The following is a 20855-nucleotide window of genomic DNA, read 5'->3' as shown; positions in this document are numbered from 1 at the left end:
ACACTGCCCGACGTGGCCGCCCACCAGACCGCCTACGAGCGGCACGCGCCCGACCCCCGTGTCGTGGAGCGCGCTCTCGCCGGCAGCCGGCAGGCCGTCTTCTGGCTGGAGGACGCGGGCGCCGAGGCACGCCACCCCGAGCTGACCTCGTCCGCGACGGCGGACCTCACCGTGGTCGGCGGCGGCTACCTCGGCCTGTGGGCGGCGGTCCACGCCAAGCGCCGCGACCCAGCGACCCGCGTCGTCCTCCTCGAGGCGCGCACCATCGGGTGGGCGGCGTCGGGGCGCAACGGCGGCTTCTGCGAGGCCTCGATCACGCACGGCGAGGACAACGGTCGCAACCGCTGGCCCGACGAGTACGACGTCCTCGACCGCCTCGGCCGCGAGAACCTCGACGCCTTCGAGGCCGACGTCCGCGACCTGGGCCTGGCCTGCGAGTGGGAGCGGACCGGGGCACTCGGCGTCGCCGTCGAGGAGCACCAGGTCGAGGAGCTGCGCGCCGAGGACCACTTCCTCGACGGTGCCGCCGTTCGTGCCGAGATCGACAGCCCGCTCTTCCTCGCGGGCGTCCTCGAGCCCGACCAGAACGCGCTGGTCCACCCGGCCCGGCTCGCCCTCGAGCTCGCCCGGGTCGCGGTGGAGCTCGGCGTCGAGGTGCACGAGCACTGCGCGGTCACGGAGCTGCGGCGTGCGTCCTCCGGGTCGGTCGAGGTGCACACCGACCGGGCCGTGGTCACCTCCGCCCACGTGGTCCTCGCGACCAACGTGTTCCCGTCCCTGCTGCGCCGCAACCGGCTGATGACCGTGCCGGTCTACGACTACGTGCTGATGACCGAGCCGCTCACGTCCGAGCAGCTCGCCTCGATCGGCTGGGCGGGCCGCCAGGGCCTCGGCGACCTCGCCAACCAGTTCCACTACTCCCGGCTGACCGCGGACGACCGCATCCTCTGGGGCGGGTACGACGCCATCTACCCCGCCGGCGGCAAGGTGCGGGCCCGGCACGAGGACCGGCCGGAGAGCCACGCCCGCCTGGCGTCCCACTTCCTCGCGACCTTCCCGCAGCTGGAGGACGTCCGCTTCAGCCACCGCTGGGCGGGAGCGATCGACACGTGCACCCAGTTCACCGCGTTCTACGGCCTCACCCACGGCGGCCGGGTCGCGCACGCGGCCGGCTTCACCGGGCTCGGCGTCGGCGCGACGCGCTTCGCCGCCGAGGTGCTGCTCGACCTGCTGGCCGGCGAGCGGACCGAGCTCACGGAGCTGCGGATGGTGCGCGAGCGGCCGCTGCCGTTCCCACCCGAGCCGCTCGCCACGGTCGGCATCAACCTCACCCGCTGGTCGCTCGACCGCGCCGACCACCGGCAGGGCCGGCGCAACCTGTTCCTGCGGACCCTCGACCGGGCCGGGCTGGGCTTCGACTCCTGACGGCGGAAAGGGGTCAGGGCACCAGGTAGTCGCTGTCGCGCGCGTCGGTGATCGCCATGTGGCCGGGCGCGTGGCCGATCGCGAACGCGGGCCGCGACCGCATCACGGCGGCCTGCGGCGTCACCCCGCACGCCCAGAACACCGGGACCTCACCGGGCCGGACCTCCACCGGCTCGCCGAAGTCGGGGGCGTCGAGGTCGGTGATGCCGAGCGCCCGCGGGTCGCCCACGTGGACCGGCGCGCCGTGCACGGACGGGTAGCGGGAGGTGACCCGCACCGCGGTCGCGACCTGGTCCGCCGGCACCGGGCGCATCGAGACGACCAGCGGCCCGGAGAGCGATCCGGCGGGGCGGCACTCCAAGGAGGTGCGGTACATCGGGACGTTGCTCCCGGCCTCGACGTGCCGCACGGGCACGCCCGCCTCGAGGAGGGCGGCCTCGAAGGTGAAGCTGCACCCCACCAGGAAGGCGACCAGGTCGTCACGCCAGAGGTCGGTGACGTCGTCGACCTCGGCGACGAGCTCGCCGTGCTCGTAGACGGTGTAGCCCGGCAGGTCGGTGCGCAGGTCGCCCGAGAACAGCGGGCTACTCGTGGCACCGGGCTCGGTCACGTCGAGCACCGGGCACGGCTTGGGGTTGCGCTGGGCGAACAGCAGCACGTCGTACGCCACGTCGCGGGGCACCGCGATGAGGTTCGCCTGCGTCCAGCCGGCCGACCAGCCGGCGGTCGGCACCCGCAGCCCCGAGCGGAAGCGGGCCCGCGCCTCGGTGGGCGCGAGGGTGGACGGGTCGTCGGTCGGCATCTCGGTCGGCATCTCGGTCACCTCGCGCTGGTGCGGAATCGGATGTGTTGCCCCGGGCGGGCCTGGGCGGCGAGTCCGAGGTCGGCACGGACCACGACGGCGATGACGGGATAGCCGCCGGTCACCGGGTGGTCGGCCAGGAAGAGCGTCGGCTGCCCCGACGGCGGGACCTGGAGGGCGCCGGGCACCATGCCCTCGCTCGGCAGCTCGTCGTCGCGGGCCCGCTCCAGCGCCGGCCCGGCCAGGCGCATCCCGACCCGGTTGCTCTCCGCGGTGACCTCGTAGGGCGACCCGAGCAGGGCGTCGTACGCCGCCTCGGTGAACCAGTCGTCGCGGGGCCCGCGGGCGACGCGGAGCCACACGTCCCCGCTGTCCGGGACCCGCACGGGCGCGAGGTCCACCCCGGGCAAGGGACGGCGGGCGCGGCCCACGCGCAGCCGGCGGCCGGGCTCGAGCGGCGGCGGCCCGACGCCCGAGAGCGTGTCGGTCGACCGGGAGTCGAGGACGGGGGTCACGTCGATGCCGCCGCGCACGGCGAGGTAGCTGCGCAGGCCGGAGGTCGGCGTGCCGAGCCGCAGGGTGGCGCCGTCCGGCACCCAGACGACGGCGTACGGCGCGACCTCGCGCCCGTCGACGGCCATCGGGCAGGGCGCTCCGGCCAGGGCGACGGTGAGGCCGCCGTGGGCACGGACCTCGAGCCCCCCGAAGGTCACCTCGACGCAGCTGGTGCCGGGCGCGTTGCCGACGAGGCGGTTGGCCAGCGCCATCGAGTCGGTGTCGGCCGCGCCGGAACGGCCGACCCCGAGCGCCGCCAGGCCGGGCCGCCCGAGGTCCTGGACGGTGGCGAGCGGACCGGTGGCCACCACGTCCAGCGCGCGGGCGGTCACGTCGCCTCCACGAAGCGGACCCGGACACCGGGGAGCAGCAGGGCGGGCGGGTCGCGGTCGAGGTCCCACGTCTTCACCGGCGTGTGACCCAGCAGCTGCCAGCCGCCCGGCGACTCGCGGGGGTAGACGCCCGCGAACTCCCCCGCCAGCCCGACGGCACCGGCCGGGACCTTGGTGCGCGGCGTGCTGCGGCGCGGCACGTGGAGCCGCTCGTCGCTGCCCACGAGGTAGCCGAAGCCGGGGGCGAAGCCACCGAAGGCGACCGTCCATTCCTGGCCGGTGTGGGCCTCGACCACGCCGCGCTCGCCGAGCCCGGTCAGCTCGCCGACCTCCTCCAGGTCGGCACCGTCGTAGACGACCGGGACCTCGACCTGCCCGACGTCGGGGCGCGCGCCGCGCGTCGGCCGGGCCGCGCGCACCGCCCGCTCGATCTCGGTCGCGTCGGCCCCCGCCGGGTCGAGGCGCAGCAGGAGTGTGCGCGCCGCCGGGACGAGGTCGACGACGCCGGCCGGCGGCTCGTCCACCAGCTCGGCGTAGAGCGCCAGCACCTCGTCGAGGTCGGCCAGCTCGACGAGGAGGCCGGAGTCGGCGCAGGGCAGGACCCGCATCAGGCGGTGCCGCCCGCGAACGACGAGATCTCCACGCCCGCCTGCTCCAGGGCCTCGCGCACCCGGACCGCCATCGCCACGGCGCCCGGGCTGTCGCCGTGGACGCACAGCGAGGCGGGACGTACGTCGACCACGCTGCCGTCGACCGCCTCGACCTCGCCGCGGGTGGCCATCCGCAGGCACCGCTCCGCGACCTCGTCGGCGTCGTGCAGCACGGCACCGTCCTCGGTGCGCGGCACGAGCGTGCCCTCGGGTGTGTAGCCGCGATCGGCGAACGCCTCGGCGACCGTCGTCAGGCCGGCTTCCTCGGCGAGCGCGAGGAACCGCGAGCCGGGCAGCCCGAGGACGGGCAGCGCCGGGTCGTAGCGGCGTACGGCGTCGACGACCGCGGCGGCCTGCGCCTCGTGGTGGACGATCGTGTTGTAGAGCGCACCGTGCGGCTTGACGTAGCGCACCCGGGTGCCCGCGACGCGGGCGAACGCCTCGAGCGCGCCGATCTGGTAGAGCACGTCGTTGGTGAGCTCCGCGGGAGCGACGTCGATGAAGCGGCGCCCGAAGCCGGCCAGGTCGCGGTAGCCGACCTGCGCCCCGATCGCCACGCCGCGCTCCGCCGCCCGCTCGCACACGTGGCGGAGCACGGTCGGGTCGCCGGCGTGGAAGCCGCACGCGACGTTGGCGCTCGACACCACGTCGAGCAGCGCGTCGTCGTCACCGAGGCTCCACCGGCCGAAGCCCTCGCCGAGGTCGGAGTTGAGGTCGATCACTGGTGCTCCCATCGTCAGGCCCACAGGTCGGCGATGCCGCCGAGCGACTCCCAGCCGAGGTAGAGCGTGAGGAGCCAGACCGCGACGCCGACCGCGAGCAGCCAGCGCGGGTAGCGGTAGCCGCCGAGCAGGTCGTGGGTGCGGCGGGCGGCGACCCAGAGGATCACGGCGAGGCCGACGGGGAGGATCAGGCCGTTGAGCGCGCCGGCCAGGACCAGCAGCGTGACCGGGGCCTTGCCGAGGGCCAGGAACAGGCCCGCGCAGACGACGATGAAGGCGACGACCGCGTAGTTGCGGCGGCGCTGGTCGCCCTTGAGCAGCCCGCTCAGGAACGACACGGACGTGTACGACGCACCGATGACCGAGGTGATGCTCGCGGCCCAGAGGATGACACCGAAGACCCGGACGCCGGCGTCGCCGAGCGCGTGCTGGAAGGCCGAGGCAGGCGGGTTGTCGGCCGCCAGCGCGGCGCCGCCGGCGACCACGCCGAGCACCGCGAGGAAGAGCAGCACCCGCATGACGCCCGTGACCAGGATGCCGGTGACGCTGCCGCGGCTGATCTGCGCGACCTGGTCGGCGCCGGTGATGCCGGAGTCGACGAGGCGGTGGGCGCCGGCGTAGGTGATGTAGCCGCCGACGGTGCCGCCGATCAGCGTGGTGATGATGAGGAAGTCGATCTCGTCGGGCAGCACGCTCTGCTTCAGCGCCTGGCCGACCGGCGGGTCGGAGACGAAGGCGGTGTAGAGCACCATCCCGATCATCACCACGCCGAGCACGACGACGATGCGGTCCATCGCCACACCCGCGCGGCGGCTCAGGAAGACGGCGATCGCGATGACCGCCGAGATCGCCCCGCCGAGCTTGACGTCCATCCCGAACATCGCGTTCATGCCGAGGGCGGTGCCGCCGATGTTGCCGATGTTGAAGACCAGGCCGCCGAGCACGACCAGGGCCGCGAGCACGTAGCCCGCACCGGGCGCGACCCTGTTGGCGAGGTCCTGGGCGTGCATGCCGGCGATGCCGATGACCCGCCACACGTTCAGCTGGACGGCGATGTCCACCAGGATCGAGACCAGGATCGCGAACGCGAACGCCGCCCCGAGCTGGTCGGTGAAGACCGTCGTCTGGGTGATGAAGCCGGGCCCGATCGCGCTCGTTGCCATGAGGAACATGGCGCCGACGAGGGCACCCTTCCCGGCTCGGGCGGCTGTGCCTGACGTCTGCTCGTCAACCTGCTGGTCCATCGGTCTTCCTGTCCGTGTGGTGAGCCCCGTCACACCACCGTGCAGGATTGTTCAACAATCTGTCAATCCCCCCATCTCCTAGACTGCGACCGTGACGACGAGCGCATGGGTCCAGGAGCTGTCCGCGGAGCGGGCGGGCCTCGGGCGCGCCAGCACTGCCGGCCGGGTGGCAGAGATCCTCCGCTCCCACGTCACCGAGGGCCGCCTGCCGCCCGGCACCCGGCTCTCCGAGGAGGACATCGGCGCCGCACTGGGCGTCTCGCGCAACACGCTGCGCGAGGCCTTCCGGCTGCTGGCCCACGAGCGACTGCTGGTCCACGAGTTCAACCGCGGGGTCTTCGTCCGGCGGCTCACCGTCGACGACGTCCACGACCTCTACCGCTTCCGCCGGCTCGTGGAGGGCGGCGTGCTGCGCACGTGTCCGCCCGGCGTCGCCCTCGACGACGTACGCCGCGCGGTGGAGGAGGGCGAGGCGGCCGCGGCCGACGGGCGCTGGGTCGACGTCGGCACGGCCAACATGCGCTTCCACCAGTCCCTCGCCGCGCTGGCCGGCAGCCCGCGCGTCGAGGAGGCGATGCGCCACGTGCTGGCCGAGCTCCGGCTGGTCTTCCACGTGATGGCTGCTCCGCAGACCTTCCACGAGCCCTACCTCGCCGACAACCGGCGGATCCTCGACCTGCTCGAGTCGGGCGACGGCGAGACGGCCGCGGCGGCCCTCGGGCGCTACCTCACCGCGGCCGAGGCGCAGCTGACGGAGGCCTACGCCGCTGCGTCCGGCTGAGCCGGAGCACCCCTTCGGGCGATCTGCGCGCCGCACCCGCGTGCCTACTGTCGAGGACATGACGACAGTGAGCCGCACGTTCGACGTCCGCCCCGCTCCCGACCTGGTGATCGACTACCTCAAGGACTTCAGCAACGCCGAGGACTGGGACCCCGGCACCGAGTCCTGCACCCGCATCGACTCCGGTCCTGTCCAGGTCGGCTCGCGGTGGCACAACACGTCCAAGATCGCCGGGGTGAGCACCGAGCTCGACTACACCCTCGAGCAGCTCACCGACGACACGATCGTCCTGGTCGGCCGCAACGACACGGCGACCTCCACCGACACCATCACCGTCGTGCCCAACCCCGACGGCGCGGGCAGCCGGATCACCTACGAGGCCGTCATCGAGCTCTCGGGCGCGGCGAAGATCGCCGACCCGATCATGAAGATCGTCTTCGAGAAGATCGGCAGCGACACCGAGGACGACATGACCACGGTGCTCAACCGCCTGAAGGGCTGAGCCATCCGTCGACATCCCGCGCGACCGGATCTACTATAGATGTAGTTCCCACGTCACGGGAGGTCGCCATGACCGCACCCACGACGGCCTGGTCGCCGCCACTGCCCGATGCACCCGGGTTCGAGCACGCCGTCGTCGAGACGCCAGGACTCCGGACCCACCTCGCGAGCATCGGCGAGGGCGAGCCCGTCCTGATGCTGCACGGCTTCCCCGAGCACTGGTGGCAGTGGCACGAGGTCGCCCCGCTGGTCGCCGCGGGCGGCTTCCGCGTGCTGTGCCCCGACCTGCGCGGGGCCGGCTGGACGGTCGCCGACGACCCGCGGATCGAGCGCGAGACCCGGCTCCGCGACGTCCTCGCGCTCCTCGACGCGCTCGACATCGAGCGGGCCCACGTCGTCTCGCACGACATGGGCGTGATCACGGCGATGCAGCTGACGTACGACCACCCCGACCGCGTCCGCACGGCGGTGCAGCTGTCGGTGTGGCCGGCGTTCATCACCTTCAGCCCGCGACTCGCCCCGGCCTTCCAGCACCTGCCGCCGTTCGTCTGGCACCAGCCCGGCGCCTCGCTGCGGCCCACCTTCTCCCCGCGCTACGCCGCTCGCCCTATGTCGGAGGCCACCGTCGAGGCGCACCTCGCCCAGTTCGCGCGGCCCGAGGTCGACGCCGCGGTGCGTCCGCTCGTGCGTCGCATGGTGCTGCCTGAGGCGATGCGGATGGCCCGCGGCGTCTACCGACGCAAGCGGCTCCCGGTGCCGACGCTCGTCGTCTTCGGCCGTCGCGACCACCCGACGACCCCCGAGCTGCTCGAGCGCCTCTGCCGCAACCCGGAGCGCCACGCCGACCGCTTCGAGCTCGCCTACGTCGACAACGCGGCCCACTTCATCACCGACGACGCCCCCGACGAGGTCGCCGGGCTCGCGCTCGACTGGTTCCGCAGGCGCGGGTCGTCGGTCGGGTCGGCATAGAGGTCAGGGCAGCCGACGTCCTCGGCGTCCGGGTCGAGCTCGAAGTGCCAGGGCTCGTTGGCGTACACCTGGCAGAGCCCGTGGTCGGCCCCGTGCTCGACGAGCCAGTCGATGGCCGCCTGGGGGCCCAGGTCGACGGCCGCCCCGGCCTCGTGCACCGACGTCCCGGGACGTGCGACCCACGCCGCGGCCGCGGACTCCGAGCCGTGCTCGACGACCGCCTCGTCGAACAGCCGGGCCTGGTAGGCCCTCGACCGCCAGCCGCTGGTGACCTCGATCCGGACCCCGTCCGCCGCGGCGGCGGTGGTGGCGGCGCGGAGCTCGTCGCGCAGCCGGCGCTCGAGCCGTGTCACGCCCGGGAGGTCGTCGTACGCCGTCGTGCCGGCCGGGAGCTGGCCCCGCAACGCAGCCGACGAGCCCGCGACGCGGTCCAGCGCGAGGACCGACGGCTCCTGGGACGCGGCGCAGCCGACGGCGAGCAGGGCGAGAGCGAGGGCGACGAGGCGTGCTGGTGACATGCGACCAGTGAAGGAAGCGCGACGTTGCATGGGCGTATGGAGATTTCGATACGCCGACGACACACGGCGCTCCCTACCATCGGGGGCATGCGCGTGCTGATCGTCGAGGACGAGCCCCTCATGGCGGGCGCCATCCGCGACGGCCTGCGACTGGAGGCGATCGCGGCCGACATCGCCGGTGACGGCGACGCCGCGCTGGAGCTCCTCGGCCTCAACGCGTACGACATCGCGGTGCTGGACCGCGACATCCCGGGTCCGTCCGGCGACGAAGTGGCGGCCCACATCGTCGCGTCGGGCTCCGGCGTGCCGATCCTGATGCTCACCGCCGCCGACCGGCTCGACGACAAGGCGTCCGGCTTCGAGCTCGGCGCCGACGACTACCTCACCAAGCCGTTCGAGCTGCAGGAGCTGGTCCTCCGCCTCCGCGCCCTGGACCGCCGGCGCGGGCACCACCGTCCGCCGGTGCGTGAGCTCGCCGGCCTGCGCGTCGACCCGTTCCGGCGCGAGGTGCACCGCGACGGCCGCTACGTCGCGCTCACCCGCAAGCAGTTCGCCGTGCTCGAGGTGCTGGTGGGCGCCGAGGGCGGCGTGGTCAGCGCGGAGGAGCTGCTCGAGCGGGCGTGGGACGAGCACGCGGACCCGTTCACCAACGCCGTGCGGATCACCGTGTCGGCACTGCGCAAGCGACTCGGCGAGCCGTGGGTCATCGCCACCGTGCCGGGCGTCGGCTACCGCATCGACGTCCCGGACGGCGCCCGTGGCTAGGCCGCCCGGTCCGAGCGTCCGGCTCCGGCTGGCGCTGAGCTACGCCGGCTTCCTGGTGGTGGCCGGCGCGGGACTGCTGGCCGTGGTGTGGGTCTTCCTGCTGCGCTACGTCCCCGACGAGGCGGGCTCGACCTCCGGCGCGGGCGCGCCCGACGGCGGGTTCGGTGGCACGTTCATGCCCGGTCGCTCGGACCTCTGGGACGCCTTCGCGCCCAAGGCCGCGTGGATGATGGTCCTGCTCCTCGTCGTCGGGCTGGCGGGTGGCTGGGTGCTGGCGGGCCGGATGCTCGCGCCGCTCGACCGGATCACCGCCGCCACCCGAGCAGCCGGCAGCGGTGCGCTCGACCACCGGATCCGGCTGCCCGGCCGCAGCGACGAGTTCCGCGAGCTCGCCGACGCCTTCGACGGGATGCTCGAGCGCCTGGAGAGCCACGTCGCGGAGCAGCAGCGCTTCGCGGCCAACGCCTCCCACGAGCTGCGTACGCCGCTCGCCATCACGCAGACGCTGCTCGACGTGGCCGCCAAGGACCCCACCCCCGACGTCGACCTGCTCGTGGACCGGCTGCGGACGGTCAACACCCGTGCGATCGACCTCACCGAGGCGCTGCTCGTGCTGAGCCGGGCCGACCAGCGCAGCTTCGTCCACGAGCCCGTCGACCTGTCGCTCCTCGCCGAGGAGGCCGCCGAGGTGCTGCTGCCGCTGGCCGAGGAGCGCGGCGTCACGGTCACGACGGGAGGGGACGCGGCGACCACGTCGGGGTCGCGGGCCCTGCTGCTCACGCTGACCACGAACCTCCTGCACAACGCGATCGTCCACAACCTCTCCTGCGACGGCGCCGCGTGGGTCACCACGCGTGAGGCGCCGGCCGGCGTCGTGCTGCGGATCGAGAACACCGGCGACCACCTCGCCAGCGACGTGGTCGAGACCCTCGCCGAGCCGTTCCGGCGCGGCACCGAGCGGGTGCACGACGACCACGGCGGGGTCGGCCTGGGCCTGGCCATCGTGCAGCGGATCGCCACCGCGCACGACGGCCGGCTCGACCTGGCCCCGCGGACCGACGGCGGCCTGGTCGCGACCGTGACGCTGCCCCGGCGCTGACGACGTACGACGTCAGGCCGGCGCGGCCTCCGGCGGGAAGCCACCGGTCGAGATCGTGCTCCATCGGGTCGGCGTGATGCGGAGCAGCGACTTGCCCTGGCTCACCATCGCGCGGCGGTACTCCTCCCAGTCGGAGTGCTCGCCGGCGATGGTGCGGAAGTACTCCACGAACGCATCGAGCGCCTCGTCACCCTCGGTCGCGTCGAGCACCTCGCAGGTGCCGTCGACCTGCACCCACGCGTCGTCCCAGTCGTCGGAGAGCACCAGCACCGAGACCTCCGGGTTGCGACGCGCGTTCCTCGTCTTGGCGCGCTGCGGATAGCTCGAGATGACGATCCGACCGCTGTCGTCGACCCCGCCGGCCACCGGCGAGGCCTGCGGCGAGCCGTCGGCCTTCCGGGTCATCAGCACCATCCGGTGGCGCGGGCGGACGAAGTCGAGCAGGTCGTCGAGCCCGACGTCGGTGTTGGTCGCGATCCGGGGAGCCATGCCGTCGAGGCTAGCCGCGGACCTCGCGCAGCGCCCGCGCGAGACAGCCAGCGAAGTGGTCGACGTGGGTCTCGTCCCAGACGAGCGGCGGCCGCACCTTGAGCACGTCGCCACGGGGCCCGGTCAGCCCGGCGAGCGCACCCTCGCGGACGAGGGACTCGAGCAGTGCGCGGGCCACCTCCCGTCCACCGAGGACGTCGACGCCGACCACCAGCCCGGTCCCGCGCACCTCCCCGAGCAGGCCGGTCGAGGCAGCGAGGTCGCGCAGGCGCTGCTGGAGGTGCGCGCCGATCACGAGTGCCCTGTCGGGGAGCCGCCAGTCGTGCAGCACGTCGAGCACGGCGTTGCCGGCGGCGGCCGCGGCCGGCGTCGCGGCGAAGGTCGAGAAGTACTCGTAGCGCTCGGCGAGGCGATCGACGACCTCGCGACGTGCGACGACGGCGCCCATCGGGTAACCCGCCCCCATCGGCTTGCCGACGGTGACGAGGTCGGGCACGACGCCCGACTGCGCGAAGCGCCACATCGCCGGCCCGGTGCGGCCGTAGCCGACCTGCACCTCGTCGGCGAGGTAGAGCGCACCCGCCGCGTGCGCACCCGCGCGCAGCCCCTCGAAGTACGACACCGGCGCGTCGTGCACGCCCTCGCTGGTGAAGCCGGAGTCGGCCAGCAGCAGCGCGGGCCGGTGCCCGCGGTCCGCGAGCGCCCCCGCAGCGGCCCGCACCTGGTCGCTCGTCGAGGCCGCGGAGAGGTCCGCTGGCGCGATCGGCGCGCGGAAGGTCCCGACCGCCTCGGGCCGGTGGCCCGGTGGCCACTCGTTGGAGCTCAGGTCGGCCATCCACTTCGTGGAGCCGTGGTAGCCGTGCTCGACGATCAGCGCGCCCGACCCACCGGTCCACTCGGTCGCCAGCCGCCAGGCCACCTCGTTGGCCTCGGTGCCCGACGTGGTGAAGAGGACGGTGTCCAGCCCGGGCGGCATCGTGGCGACCAGCCGCTCGGCGAGCTCGACCACCTCGGGGTGGAGGTATCGCGAGTGGGTGTTGAGCCGGCCGAGCTGGCGGCTCACGCGGTGCGTCACGGTCGGGTCGGCGTGGCCCACTACCGCGACGTTGTTGTAGGCGTCGAGGTAGCGCCGCCCGGACGCGTCGGTCAACCAGGCACCCTCGCCGCTGACGATCTCCAGTGGCTGCGCGTAGAACAGCGGGGCGACCCCGCCGCCCATGACCGCAGCGCGCCGCTCCGCCAGGTCGGTCCGCGGAGCCACCCTGGTCCCGGCGAGACGGTGCAGCCGCCCGGCCAGCTCGGCGGGCGTGAGCTGCGCGAGCTCGGCCGTCGTCCGGGCGTTGGCGTCGTCGTACTGGTTGATGTACGCCGTGTTGTCGGGGTGGGCGGCCGCCCGGGCGCGGGAGATGATCGTGCTGAGCGCGAGCCGGGACAGGACCAGCTCCCCGAGGACGTCGACCTCGTCGTGGAGGAGCGGGCGGAGCCGCTGGTAGCCGCGCAGGGTCGCGCCGGCCAGCTCCCACAGCGAGCAGACCTGGGTCGCGCTGGTGTTGCGCAGGACCGAGGTGAGGGTGACGGCGAGGTCGGCGACGTCGGCGGTGTGGTGCAGGTCGCCGAAGTCGATGAGGCCCGTGACCGCACCGTCCTCGACGAGCACGTTGGTCAGCGTGAGGTCGGCGTGGTGGATCCCGCCGGGCAGCGCGGTGACCCGCGCGAGCGACGCGGAGACGCGCGCGACGACCGCACCGAGCGGGTCATCGGCGGCGAGGCCGGCCCGCGCCGCGACGGCAGGCAGCCGTCGTACGTCCCAGTCGAGGTCGCGGGAGCCCGCGGCCGGGTGGAAGAAGCCGCGCAGCGCCGCCTGGAGCCGCGCGGTCGCGGCGCCGACCTGCTCGGCGAGCGCCTCGGTGACCACCTGCCCCTCCAGCTCGGAACCGGGCACCGTCGTGATCATGCGCGCCAGGCACACGCGGCCGGAGTCGTCGGCGATCTCGGCGATCGCGCCGCGGTCGAGGCAGCTCGCGGTGAGTGGGACGACCAGTGACGGGTCGACGGCCGTCACGTGCGCCATGGCCGCGACCTCCATCTCCACGAGCGCCCGCGACTCGGCCGGGTTGGAGACCTTGAGGACGTGGTCGTCGACCAGGACGTTGAGGTCGCGCTCGCTCGACAGTGGCCGCACCTCGTCGGCCGGGAGGCCCCAGTGGTCGGCCACGAGCCGGCGCACGGACTCCTCCGCCAGCCGCGGAGGCGGCTCCTCCAACACGTCCTGTGCCACGGCCGCAGGCTAGTCGTAGTCTCGGGCCAGCACCCCGCAGGAGGCGAGATGGGCGACACCGGCAAGGACGAGCGCTACACCGCCAAGGGACGACTGCGCACGTCGGTCTACGAGGCCGAGATGAAGCGCCTCCAGGAGCAGCTCGTGCTGCTGCAGTACTGGATCCAGTCGCAGGGCCTCAAGGTCGTGGTGCTCTTCGAGGGCCGCGGGTCGGCCGGCAAGGGCGGGGTGATCAAGCGGATCACCGAGCGCACCAGTCCACGCACCGTGCGGATCGCCGCGCTGCCCAAGCCCACCGACCGCGAGCGCACGCAGTGGTACTTCCAGCGCTACGTCGAGCACCTGCCCGCCGCCGGCGAGATGGTCCTGTTCGACCGCTCCTGGTACAACCGCTCGAACGTCGAGTGGGTGATGGGCTTCTGCACCGCGGACGAGCACCAGGAGTTCCTGCGCAGCTGCCCGGAGTTCGAGCGGATGCTCGTCCGCTCGGGGACCGTGGTGCTGAAGTACTGGTTCTCCGTCAGCGCGGAGGAGCAGCAGCGCCGGTTCGAGGCCCGCAACAACGAGCCCCTCAAGCGCTGGAAGCTCTCCGACATGGACCTCGCCGAGCGCGAGCTCTACGTCCGCTACTCGATGGCCAAGGACACCACCTTCCAGTACACCGACATCAAGCAGGCGCCCTGGTACGTCGTGCCGTCCGACGACAAGCTCGCCTCGCGGCTCAACTGCATCAGCCACCTGCTCGCGCAGTTCGACTACGAGGACGTCGCACCGCCCCGCGTCACGCTCCCCGAGGTGCGGAACGTGCCGTACGTCCGGCCGCCGCTCCACGAGCAGACGTTCGTCCCACAGCTGTTCTGAGGCGTCGTCGCACCCGGCTGGGAGCATGGCGGGGTGAGCAGGCCGACACCCCACGTCGCGGTCGACCGTGACGTCCTCGAGGACAACATCCACGCGATGCAGCGGGCGGCCGATGCCGCGCGCCTCGCCCTGCGACCTCACGCCAAGACCCACAAGTCGCTCCAGGTGGCCAGGCTCCAGCTCGCGGCCGGAGCCGTCGGCCTGACCGTCGCGACGGTCTCCGAGGCGGAGGTCTTCGCCGAGGTGTGCGACGACCTCTTCGTCGCCTATCCGCTCTGGATGGACGACGAGCGGACCGGCCGTCTGCGGAGGCTGCTCGACCGAGCCGGCGTGACCGTCGGCGTCGACTCCGTGGACTCCGTACGCCGGCTCGCGCCCCTCGCCGGCGCGGGGCTGCGGGTCCGCATCGAGGTCGACAGCGGGCACCACCGAAGCGGCGTGCCCGTGGGCGAGGTCCTCGCCATTGCGACCGCCGCGGCCGAGGCGGACGTGGCGGTCGACGGCGTGTTCACGTTCCCCGGCCACTCCTACTCACCTGACTCACGGGCGTCCGCCGCTGCCGACGAGCAACGCGAGCTCGGCGCCGCCCGCGACGCGCTGGAGGCAGGCGGCGTCCCGTGCGCAGCGGTCAGCGGTGGCTCGACACCGTCCGTCGCCTACGCCCGCGCCGAGGTGCTGACCGAGGTCCGCCCCGGCGTGTACGTCTTCGGCGACGCCCAGCAGTGGGAGCTGGGCACCATCGCGCCGCAGCAGGTCGCCCTGACGGTCGTCGCCACCGTCGTCGGCCGCTACCCCGACCGGGTGGTGCTCGACGCCGGCAGCAAGGTGCTCGGGGCCGACCGGTCGTCGTGGGCGACCGGTCACGGACGGCTCCTCGACCACCCGGACGCCGTCATCACCGCCCTGTCCGAGCACCACGCCACCGTCACCGGCTTCGACGCACCTCGCGGGACCCGCGTCCGCGTCGTGCCCAACCACGTGTGCACGGCGGTCAACCTCGCCGACGAGCTCGTGGTCGCCGACGGCACGTGGCGGGTGGACGCGCGGGGCGCCAACACCTGATCTCCGATCAGCCGCCGGTCATTCCGCCCGGACCTCCCCGACGTCGAGCAGGACCTTGCCGACGGCGCCGTCCTCGACCGCCGCATGGGCGTCGGCCGTCCGCTCGAGCGGGTAGTGGTGGAGGGGCAGGCCGTGCTCCTCACCGACGCCGAAGGCACCTGCGGCGACCGCCGCCGTGACGTCCTCGGCCGCGGCCCGCAGCGCGGACTGGCCGACGGTGTAGAGCAGCACCCACTGGAAGCGGGCGTTGGTCGAGAAGGTCTCGCGCACGCTGAGGGTGACCTCGTCGCCGCCGTTGTTGGCGTAGATCGCGATCGTGCCGCGCGGCTTGATCACCTGGACGTCGGCGCGCAGGTTCTGCGCGGGCGCGACCTCGACGACGAGGTCCACCCCGTCCGGCGCGAGCTCGCGGACCGCCGCGACGGTGTCGCCCTCGCGGTAGTTGACCGTGTGGTGCGCGCCAGCAGCCGTGGCGAGCGCGGCCTTCTCGTCGCCGCTCACGGTGCTGATCACGGTGGCGCCGGCCCACCGGGCGAGCTGGATCGCCGCGTTGCCGACCGCGCCGGCGCCGCCCGCGACGAGCACCGTCATCCCGGCGAGGGCACCGGGTGCGAGCCGGTCGGGCCCGTCCTCGGACGTGGTCAGTGCACGGTGCGCGGTGATCGCCGGGACGCCGAGCGAGGCGCCCACGTCGTACGACGCCGTGTCGGGCAGCACGGTCACGTTGGCCACCGGCAGCACGAGCTGCTCCTGCGCCGTGCCGCCCGGCCGGGTGTGCTGGGCGAGCATGGTCCACACGCGGTCGCCGACCGCGAGGTCGGTGACCCCGGCCCCGACCGCGGCGACGATGCCGGCGCCGTCCTGGCCGGGCACGATCTCGGGGAAGGCGAGCTCGCCCATGCCGCCCGCGCGGAACTTCCAGTCCGTCGGGTTCACCCCGGCGCGGATGACCCGCACCCGCACCTCGTCGCGCCCGGGCTCCGGCACGTCACGGTCCACCACCTCCAGCACGGAGGAGTCGCCGCTCTCGGTGTAGACCACAGCACGCATCGAGTTGCCCTTCGTCGACAGACAGTTCTCCCCCAACGCCTACCACCGACGATCCATGCCCGCCAGCAGGCCCGCCCGGATTGCGCACGGAGCCGGCCGCCTCCCTAGAATCGGTGGCAGCAGAGGGTTTCACGCGTCTTGGAGGTGGGTTCGGCGCGTCGTTCCGACGCACCCAGAAAGACCCGCCCGTGAGCCCTCTCGCCTCCTACCGCCGACTCCTGCAGCTGGCCGGACCGACCTACGTCCTCGTGGCGTTCATCGGCCGGCTGCCGCTCGCCATGAGCCAGCTCGGCACCCTCCTCCTCGTCGCCACCGCCAGCGGCAGCTACGGCCTCGGCGGCCTGAGCGCCGGCGCGCTCGCCGTCGCAAACGCCGTGGGCGCGCCGATGGCCGGCACGCTGGCCGACCGGATCGGCCAGCGCCACGTCGTGCTCGCCCAGTCCCTGCTCGGCGCGGCCGGCCTGGCGACGCTCGTCGCCGTGGTGCACGCCGACGCCGCGGACGCCCTCGTGGTGCTCACCGCAGCCGCGACCGGCCTCGCCCTCCCCCAGGTCGGGCCGCTGGCGCGGGTGCGGTGGCGTCCGCTGACGCGCTCGACCGGCCCGCACCAGCGACGTCTCGTCGACGCGGCGTTCTCCTACGAGGGGGCGGCCGACGAGGCTTCCTTCGCCATCGGCCCCGCCCTGGTCGGGCTCTCCGTCGCCGTCTTCTCGCCCTCGGGCGCGCTGCTGCTCGCGGCCGCGCTGCTCGCGGTCTTCGGTTCGGCGTTCGCGCTCGACTCCTCGGCCCGGCTCGCCCACGAGGGCCGCCACGTCGCGGCCACCGGCCGGCTCCTCGTGCCCGCCTTCGTCGTGCTGGCCGTCGCGCAGGTGACCATCGGGTCGCTCTTCGGGGCGACCCAGACCGGCGCGACCGTGCTGGCCACCGACCTCGGCAGCCCCGGGCTGGCCGGCTTCGTGCACGCCACGCTCGGCGTCGGCAGCGCTCTCGCCGGGCTGGCGACGGCGTACGTCCCCGAGCGGATCGGCCACGAGCGCCGCGCCCTGGTCGCGGCGTGGGCGCTGCTCGCCTTCTCGCTGCCGCTGCTGCTGGTCGAGACGCTCCTCGGCACGACCGCGACAGTGCTCGTGCTGGGCTTCGCGGTGGCGCCGTACATGATCGCCGTGTTCTCCCTCGCCGAGCGCGTGGTGCCGCCGACGCGCGTCGGCGCGGCGATGACGATGCTCGCCAGTGCGACCGGTCTCGGGTACGCCCTCGGCTCCAGCCTCGCGGGCCGCCTCGCGGACGCGTCCGGCGCGACCGCGGCCTTCTCCGTGACGGTCGGCGCCACGGTGGTCGCCGTGCTGCTGATGACCTCGCAGCAGCGCCGCCTGCGGGTGGCGACCACTCCCGCCGCCGACGAGGCCCCGGCCCGGGAGCTGGTCAGCACTCCACGACGTTGAGGGCGAGGCCGCCGCGCGCGGTCTCCTTGTACTTGTCCTTCATGTCGCGCCCCGTCTCGCGCATGGTCTTGATGGCCTTGTCGAGGGAGACGTGGTGGGAACCGTCGCCGCGCACCGCCATCCGCGCCGCTGTGATGGCCTTGATCGAGGCGACGGCGTTGCGCTCGATGCAGGGGATCTGCACCAGCCCACCCACGGGATCGCAGGTGAGGCCGAGGTTGTGCTCGATGCCGATCTCGGCGGCGTTCTCCACCTGCTGCGGCGTGCCGCCGAGGATCTCGGCCAGGCCGCCGGCCGCCATCGAGCAGGCGGAGCCGACCTCGCCCTGGCAGCCGACCTCGGCGCCGGAGATCGACGCGTTCTCCTTGAACAGCAGGCCGATCGCGGCGGCGGTCAGCAGGTAGCGGACGATGCCGTCGTCGTCGGCACCGGGCACGAAGTGGTGGTAGTAGAGCGCCACGGCCGGCACGATCCCGGCGGCGCCGTTGGTCGGCGCCGTCACGATCCGGCCACCGGCGGCGTTCTCCTCGTTGACCGCCAGCGCGTAGAGGGTCACCCACTCCATCGCCCCGAGCGGGTCGGCGACGCCGGAGGCCCACTCGACGTCGAGCTTCGCCTTCAGCTCGGCCGCGCGGCGGCGTACCTTCAACCCGCCCGGCAGCACGCCCGTCGTCCGGCTGCCCCGGTCGACGCACTCCCGCATCACCTGCCAGATCGCGAGCAGCTCGGCGCGCACCGCGGCCTCGGACCGGCGGACCGTCTCGTTCGCGAGCATCACGTCGCTGATCCGCAGCCCCGTCGCGGTCGTGATGGCGAGCAGCTCGTCGGCGGTCGTGAACGGATGCGGCACCGGCGTCTCGTCGGCGACGATCACGGGGTTGCCGAGGTCGTCCTCGTCGAGGACGAAGCCGCCGCCCACCGAGTAGTACTCGCGCCGGCGCAGCTCGGCACCACTCGCGTCGAAGGCCTGGAACACCATGCCGTTGGTGTGGAACTCCAGCCGCTTGCGCCGGTGCAGCACCACGTCGTCGACCGTGAACGGCACGCGCTGCTCGCCCGCGAGCGGCAGGCACCCCGTGGCGAGGACCGTCTGCACCATCGGGTCGGCCGCGACCGGGTCGACGAGGTGCGGCTGCTCGCCGGCCAGCCCCAGGACGACGGCCTTCACGCTGCCGTGCCCGTGGCCGGTGGCGCCGAGCGAGCCGAAGAGCTCGACGTGCACCCGCGCCACGTCGGCGAGCAGACCGTCGGACCGCAGCCCGTCGGAGAAGAGGTACGCCGCCTTCATCGGTCCGACCGTGTGCGAGCTGGAGGGGCCGATGCCCACCTTGAACAGGTCGAACACGCTGATGGTCATGGCGTTCCCTCCACCGCCGACGCCGTTGTCGGCAGCACCCTCGATGATGAGGCTCCGAGACCGGACGAAACAAGACCCAAGTTGCGCTATTCGCAGAGCGTTGCGCACCGCGCAACGGGCGGCGACACGCGATCGGCACGTTGGTCCCATGACTGAGCGGACGATGCGCGACCGGATGCTAGCGGGCGAGCTCTACATCGCGGACGACCCCGTGCTCGGGGAGGAGTCGCGACGCGCCCAGGGGCTGGCGCACCGCATCAACACGATGGACCCCAACGACGGCGCAGGTCGTCGCACCCTGCTGGAGGAATTGCTCGGCGCCTTTGGCCCGGAAAGCGAGATCCGGCCCCCGCTCCAGTGCGACTACGGCTACCAGACGACGATCGGCGCCCGCACGTTCGTCAACTGGGGCGTGATCCTGCTCGACGTCGCCACGATCACCATCGGGGACGACGTCCAGATCGGACCGAACGTCCAGCTGCTGACGGCGACGCACCCGCTGGAGCCCGGTCCGCGCCGCGACAAGTGGGAGGCGGCCGAGCCGATCGTCATCGACGACAACGTCTGGCTCGGCGGTGGCGTGATCGTCTGCCCGGGCGTGACGATCGGCGCCGACACGGTGGTCGGCGCCGGATCGGTCGTCACCCGCGACCTCCCTCCTGGCGTGGTGGCCGTCGGCTCGCCCGCGCGAGTCGTCCGCGAGCTCTGAGCGCTGTCACGGCTGGTCGCAGACGAGGTCCTCGACGGTGTTGCTGACGTCGGCGACCATGTCCATGCTCGTCGGCAGCGCGGTGACGGCGACGACGGCCCAGCGGCCGTCGTCGGTCACCAGGTTGCGGGTCTCGAAGCCCTGGATGTCCCCGCCGTGGCCCCAGCCGACCCCACCGCACTCGAGCTCGGTGCGCGCCAGGCCCAGGCCGTAGCGCCAGCCGGGCTCGGCATCGAAGTGCGGCGCGCGCACGGTCTCCCGCATCTCCGCCAGCAGTCCGGGCTCGAGGAGCTCGCCGCCGACCAGTGCGGTCATGAAGGCGCCGAGGTCCTTGGGCGTGGACACGAGCTGGCCGGCGGCCCAGCCGAGCGACGGGTCCATCCGGGTGATGTCCTCCCAGGGCGCCCCGGGCTCCTCGGCGAGGTAGCCGTGGGGGTGGCTGCCGCGGATGCGCTGCTCGCCGACCCGGGGCCAGTAGGTGTCGCGCAGGTCGAGCGGCGTGATGATGCGTCGGGCGATCTCCTCCCCCACAGGACGCTCGGTGACGCGCTGCACCAGCAGGCCGAGGAGGACGTAGTTGGTGTTGGAGTACTCCCACTTCGTGCCCGGGGCGAAGTGACGCCTCTCGGCGAGCGCGGCCTCGAGCAGGTCGTGCGGCTCGAAGTAGGTGTGCGCGACCGCGCTCATCGACCCGCCGGCCTCGATGACCAGGGAGTCGTAGTCGGGCAGCCCACTGGTCTGCTGGAGCAGCTGGCGCACGGTGATGCGTCGTCCGTCGCCGCCGGGTCCGCGCACGACGCCGGGCAGGTAGCGCTCGACGCGCGCGTCGAGGTCGACCTTCCCCTCCTCGACGAGCTGCAGCACGACCGTGGCGGTGAACATCTTGGTGTTGCTGGCGATGCGGACCCGCGAGTCCGCGGGCACGGCCTCGCCCGTCGCGAGGTCGCCCGTGCCGGCGGTGTAGGTACGGACGCCGTCGGCGTCACCCACGGCGGCGATCACGCCGGGGAATCCGGTGTGCGACACGAGCCGGTCGAGCCGCTGCTGCGGGCCGGCCGGCTCGGCCTTCGCGTCGACGACGTTGGTGGTCACGGACAGCGCGACGGCTACGGCGGCGAGCGCGGCCGCCGTACGACGTGAGATGCGGTGCGAGATGTCGAACATGAGGTCTCCTCGGTGGGGGGATCTGGATGTTCCTCAACCGTGGTCGCGCGCCTGCTCGTTCTCGATCCCGCTGCCTGCCG

General features: G+C 73.4%; 21 protein-coding genes. 10 read left to right on the top strand and 11 right to left on the bottom strand.

Translation table 11 applies throughout. The features are described from left to right. Positions 1–12: 12 nt before the first annotated feature. Positions 13–1425 carry an NAD(P)/FAD-dependent oxidoreductase gene (locus tag ACE3QY_RS02990; protein WP_374454515.1) on the top strand — a complete coding sequence of 471 codons (1413 nt, stop codon included), beginning with the start codon at positions 13–15 and terminating at the stop codon, positions 1423–1425. 13 nt (positions 1426–1438) lie between these two features. On the opposite strand, the gene ACE3QY_RS02985 is transcribed toward ACE3QY_RS02990, so the two are convergent. From ACE3QY_RS02985 to ACE3QY_RS02965, 5 genes are read right to left on the bottom strand one after another with little or no spacing between them, the layout of a single operon-like run. Next, positions 1439–2239 carry a putative hydro-lyase gene (locus ACE3QY_RS02985; protein ID WP_374454514.1) on the bottom strand — a complete coding sequence of 267 codons (801 nt, stop codon included), beginning with the start codon at positions 2237–2239 and terminating at the stop codon, positions 1439–1441. Positions 2240–2244: 5 nt separating this feature from the next. Then, entirely contained in the window at positions 2245–3114 is an 870-nt protein-coding gene (locus ACE3QY_RS02980) for a biotin-dependent carboxyltransferase family protein (RefSeq protein ID WP_374454513.1), read from the bottom strand. Next, the gene (gene pxpB, locus ACE3QY_RS02975) at positions 3111–3722 is read right to left on the bottom strand and encodes a 5-oxoprolinase subunit PxpB (protein ID WP_374454512.1); all 612 of its coding nucleotides are present in this window, start codon (positions 3720–3722) and stop codon (positions 3111–3113) included. Before pxpB ends, ACE3QY_RS02980 begins: the two co-directional genes overlap by 4 nt. Next, positions 3722–4498: a LamB/YcsF family protein gene (locus ACE3QY_RS02970; protein ID WP_374454511.1), complete on the bottom strand. Its 777-nt coding sequence runs from the start codon at positions 4496–4498 to the stop codon at positions 3722–3724. The genes pxpB and ACE3QY_RS02970 overlap by 1 nt, the downstream gene beginning before the upstream one ends. Positions 4499–4500: 2 nt before the next feature. Beyond that, on the bottom strand, positions 4501–5730 hold the full coding sequence (locus ACE3QY_RS02965; protein ID WP_374454510.1) for an NRAMP family divalent metal transporter: 1230 nt from the start codon (positions 5728–5730) through the stop codon (positions 4501–4503). 91 nt (positions 5731–5821) lie between these two features. Here ACE3QY_RS02965 and ACE3QY_RS02960 point away from each other — a divergent pair, with 91 nt between their 5' ends. From ACE3QY_RS02960 to ACE3QY_RS02950, 3 genes are all read left to right on the top strand, one after another. Next, positions 5822–6511 (top strand): GntR family transcriptional regulator, encoded by a 690-nt coding sequence (locus ACE3QY_RS02960; protein ID WP_374454509.1) that lies wholly within the window; start codon positions 5822–5824, stop codon positions 6509–6511. Positions 6512–6569: 58 nt separating this feature from the next. After that, the gene (locus ACE3QY_RS02955; protein WP_374454508.1) at positions 6570–7013 is read left to right on the top strand and encodes an SRPBCC family protein; all 444 of its coding nucleotides are present in this window, start codon (positions 6570–6572) and stop codon (positions 7011–7013) included. A gap of 68 nt (positions 7014–7081) precedes the next feature. Beyond that, positions 7082–7981, top strand: a complete 900-nt coding sequence (locus ACE3QY_RS02950) for an alpha/beta fold hydrolase (protein ID WP_374454507.1) — start codon at positions 7082–7084, stop codon at positions 7979–7981. Here ACE3QY_RS02950 and ACE3QY_RS02945 read toward each other — a convergent pair. Continuing rightward, on the bottom strand, positions 7873–8499 hold the full coding sequence (locus ACE3QY_RS02945; RefSeq protein WP_374454506.1) for a D-alanyl-D-alanine carboxypeptidase family protein: 627 nt from the start codon (positions 8497–8499) through the stop codon (positions 7873–7875). The two genes, ACE3QY_RS02950 and ACE3QY_RS02945, sit on opposite strands and share 109 nt — an antisense overlap. A gap of 87 nt (positions 8500–8586) precedes the next feature. Between ACE3QY_RS02945 and ACE3QY_RS02940 the strand changes: the two genes are divergently transcribed. After that, complete coding sequence (locus ACE3QY_RS02940) at positions 8587–9264, top strand: response regulator transcription factor (RefSeq protein ID WP_374454505.1); 678 nt, start codon at positions 8587–8589, stop codon at positions 9262–9264. After that, positions 9257–10363 (top strand): sensor histidine kinase, encoded by a 1107-nt coding sequence (locus tag ACE3QY_RS02935; protein ID WP_374454504.1) that lies wholly within the window; start codon positions 9257–9259, stop codon positions 10361–10363. The genes ACE3QY_RS02940 and ACE3QY_RS02935 overlap by 8 nt, the downstream gene beginning before the upstream one ends. A 12-nt stretch (positions 10364–10375) precedes the next feature. Here ACE3QY_RS02935 and ACE3QY_RS02930 read toward each other — a convergent pair whose 3' ends face one another. Together ACE3QY_RS02930 and ACE3QY_RS02925 are read right to left on the bottom strand one after the other, a co-directional pair. Further along, on the bottom strand, positions 10376–10852 hold the full coding sequence (locus ACE3QY_RS02930; RefSeq protein ID WP_374454503.1) for a PPOX class F420-dependent oxidoreductase: 477 nt from the start codon (positions 10850–10852) through the stop codon (positions 10376–10378). Between the two features lie 10 nt (positions 10853–10862). Then, positions 10863–13130 (bottom strand): aminotransferase class III-fold pyridoxal phosphate-dependent enzyme, encoded by a 2268-nt coding sequence (locus ACE3QY_RS02925; RefSeq protein WP_374454502.1) that lies wholly within the window; start codon positions 13128–13130, stop codon positions 10863–10865. A gap of 48 nt (positions 13131–13178) precedes the next feature. Between ACE3QY_RS02925 and ppk2 the strand changes: the two genes are divergently transcribed. After that, positions 13179–13991, top strand: coding sequence for a polyphosphate kinase 2 (ppk2, locus tag ACE3QY_RS02920; RefSeq protein WP_374454501.1), 813 nt, complete (start codon positions 13179–13181; stop codon positions 13989–13991). Between the two features lie 33 nt (positions 13992–14024). Beyond that, positions 14025–15053, top strand: a complete 1029-nt coding sequence (locus ACE3QY_RS02915; RefSeq protein ID WP_374454500.1) for an alanine racemase — start codon at positions 14025–14027, stop codon at positions 15051–15053. 18 nt (positions 15054–15071) lie between these two features. Here ACE3QY_RS02915 and ACE3QY_RS02910 read toward each other — a convergent pair whose 3' ends face one another. After that, positions 15072–16103, bottom strand: coding sequence for an NADPH:quinone reductase (locus ACE3QY_RS02910; RefSeq protein ID WP_374454499.1), 1032 nt, complete (start codon positions 16101–16103; stop codon positions 15072–15074). 188 nt (positions 16104–16291) lie between these two features. Between ACE3QY_RS02910 and ACE3QY_RS02905 the strand changes: the two genes are divergently transcribed. Further along, positions 16292–17545, top strand: a complete 1254-nt coding sequence (locus ACE3QY_RS02905) for an MFS transporter (RefSeq protein WP_374454498.1) — start codon at positions 16292–16294, stop codon at positions 17543–17545. Here ACE3QY_RS02905 and ACE3QY_RS02900 read toward each other — a convergent pair. After that, positions 17526–18902: an L-serine ammonia-lyase gene (locus ACE3QY_RS02900; RefSeq protein WP_374454497.1), complete on the bottom strand. Its 1377-nt coding sequence runs from the start codon at positions 18900–18902 to the stop codon at positions 17526–17528. The genes ACE3QY_RS02905 and ACE3QY_RS02900 overlap by 20 nt on opposite strands. A gap of 148 nt (positions 18903–19050) precedes the next feature. Here ACE3QY_RS02900 and ACE3QY_RS02895 point away from each other — a divergent pair, with 148 nt between their 5' ends. Then, positions 19051–19611, top strand: a complete 561-nt coding sequence (locus ACE3QY_RS02895; RefSeq protein ID WP_374454496.1) for a sugar O-acetyltransferase — start codon at positions 19051–19053, stop codon at positions 19609–19611. Between the two features lie 6 nt (positions 19612–19617). Here the strand turns inward: ACE3QY_RS02895 and ACE3QY_RS02890 are convergent, their stop codons facing one another. Then, a complete protein-coding gene (locus tag ACE3QY_RS02890) occupies positions 19618–20775 on the bottom strand; it encodes a serine hydrolase domain-containing protein (RefSeq protein WP_374454495.1) in 1158 nt (385 codons plus the stop codon). Positions 20776–20855 lie beyond the last annotated feature (80 nt).

This window comes from Nocardioides sp., assembly GCF_041913365.1.
Classification (GTDB): Bacteria; Actinomycetota; Actinomycetes; order Propionibacteriales; family Nocardioidaceae; genus Nocardioides.
The sequence above is the reverse complement of the archived record's forward strand: the minus strand, read 5'-3'. Positions and strand labels throughout refer to the sequence as shown.

Coding starts and splice junctions, on each gene's coding strand:
- ACE3QY_RS02985 (WP_374454514.1), bottom strand. CDS start 2,239: ATGCCGACCGAGATGCCGACCGACGACCCGTCCACCCTCGCGCCCACC.
- ACE3QY_RS02965 (WP_374454510.1), bottom strand. CDS start 5,730: ATGGACCAGCAGGTTGACGAGCAGACGTCAGGCACAGCCGCCCGAGCC.
- ppk2 (WP_374454501.1), top strand. CDS start 13,179: ATGGGCGACACCGGCAAGGACGAGCGCTACACCGCCAAGGGACGACTG.
- ACE3QY_RS02945 (WP_374454506.1), bottom strand. CDS start 8,499: ATGTCACCAGCACGCCTCGTCGCCCTCGCTCTCGCCCTGCTCGCCGTC.
- ACE3QY_RS02950 (WP_374454507.1), top strand. CDS start 7,082: ATGACCGCACCCACGACGGCCTGGTCGCCGCCACTGCCCGATGCACCC.
- ACE3QY_RS02930 (WP_374454503.1), bottom strand. CDS start 10,852: ATGGCTCCCCGGATCGCGACCAACACCGACGTCGGGCTCGACGACCTG.
- ACE3QY_RS02955 (WP_374454508.1), top strand. CDS start 6,570: ATGACGACAGTGAGCCGCACGTTCGACGTCCGCCCCGCTCCCGACCTG.
- ACE3QY_RS02900 (WP_374454497.1), bottom strand. CDS start 18,902: ATGACCATCAGCGTGTTCGACCTGTTCAAGGTGGGCATCGGCCCCTCC.
- ACE3QY_RS02910 (WP_374454499.1), bottom strand. CDS start 16,103: ATGCGTGCTGTGGTCTACACCGAGAGCGGCGACTCCTCCGTGCTGGAG.
- ACE3QY_RS02890 (WP_374454495.1), bottom strand. CDS start 20,775: ATGTTCGACATCTCGCACCGCATCTCACGTCGTACGGCGGCCGCGCTC.
- ACE3QY_RS02895 (WP_374454496.1), top strand. CDS start 19,051: ATGACTGAGCGGACGATGCGCGACCGGATGCTAGCGGGCGAGCTCTAC.
- ACE3QY_RS02940 (WP_374454505.1), top strand. CDS start 8,587: ATGCGCGTGCTGATCGTCGAGGACGAGCCCCTCATGGCGGGCGCCATC.
- pxpB (WP_374454512.1), bottom strand. CDS start 3,722: ATGCGGGTCCTGCCCTGCGCCGACTCCGGCCTCCTCGTCGAGCTGGCC.
- ACE3QY_RS02970 (WP_374454511.1), bottom strand. CDS start 4,498: ATGGGAGCACCAGTGATCGACCTCAACTCCGACCTCGGCGAGGGCTTC.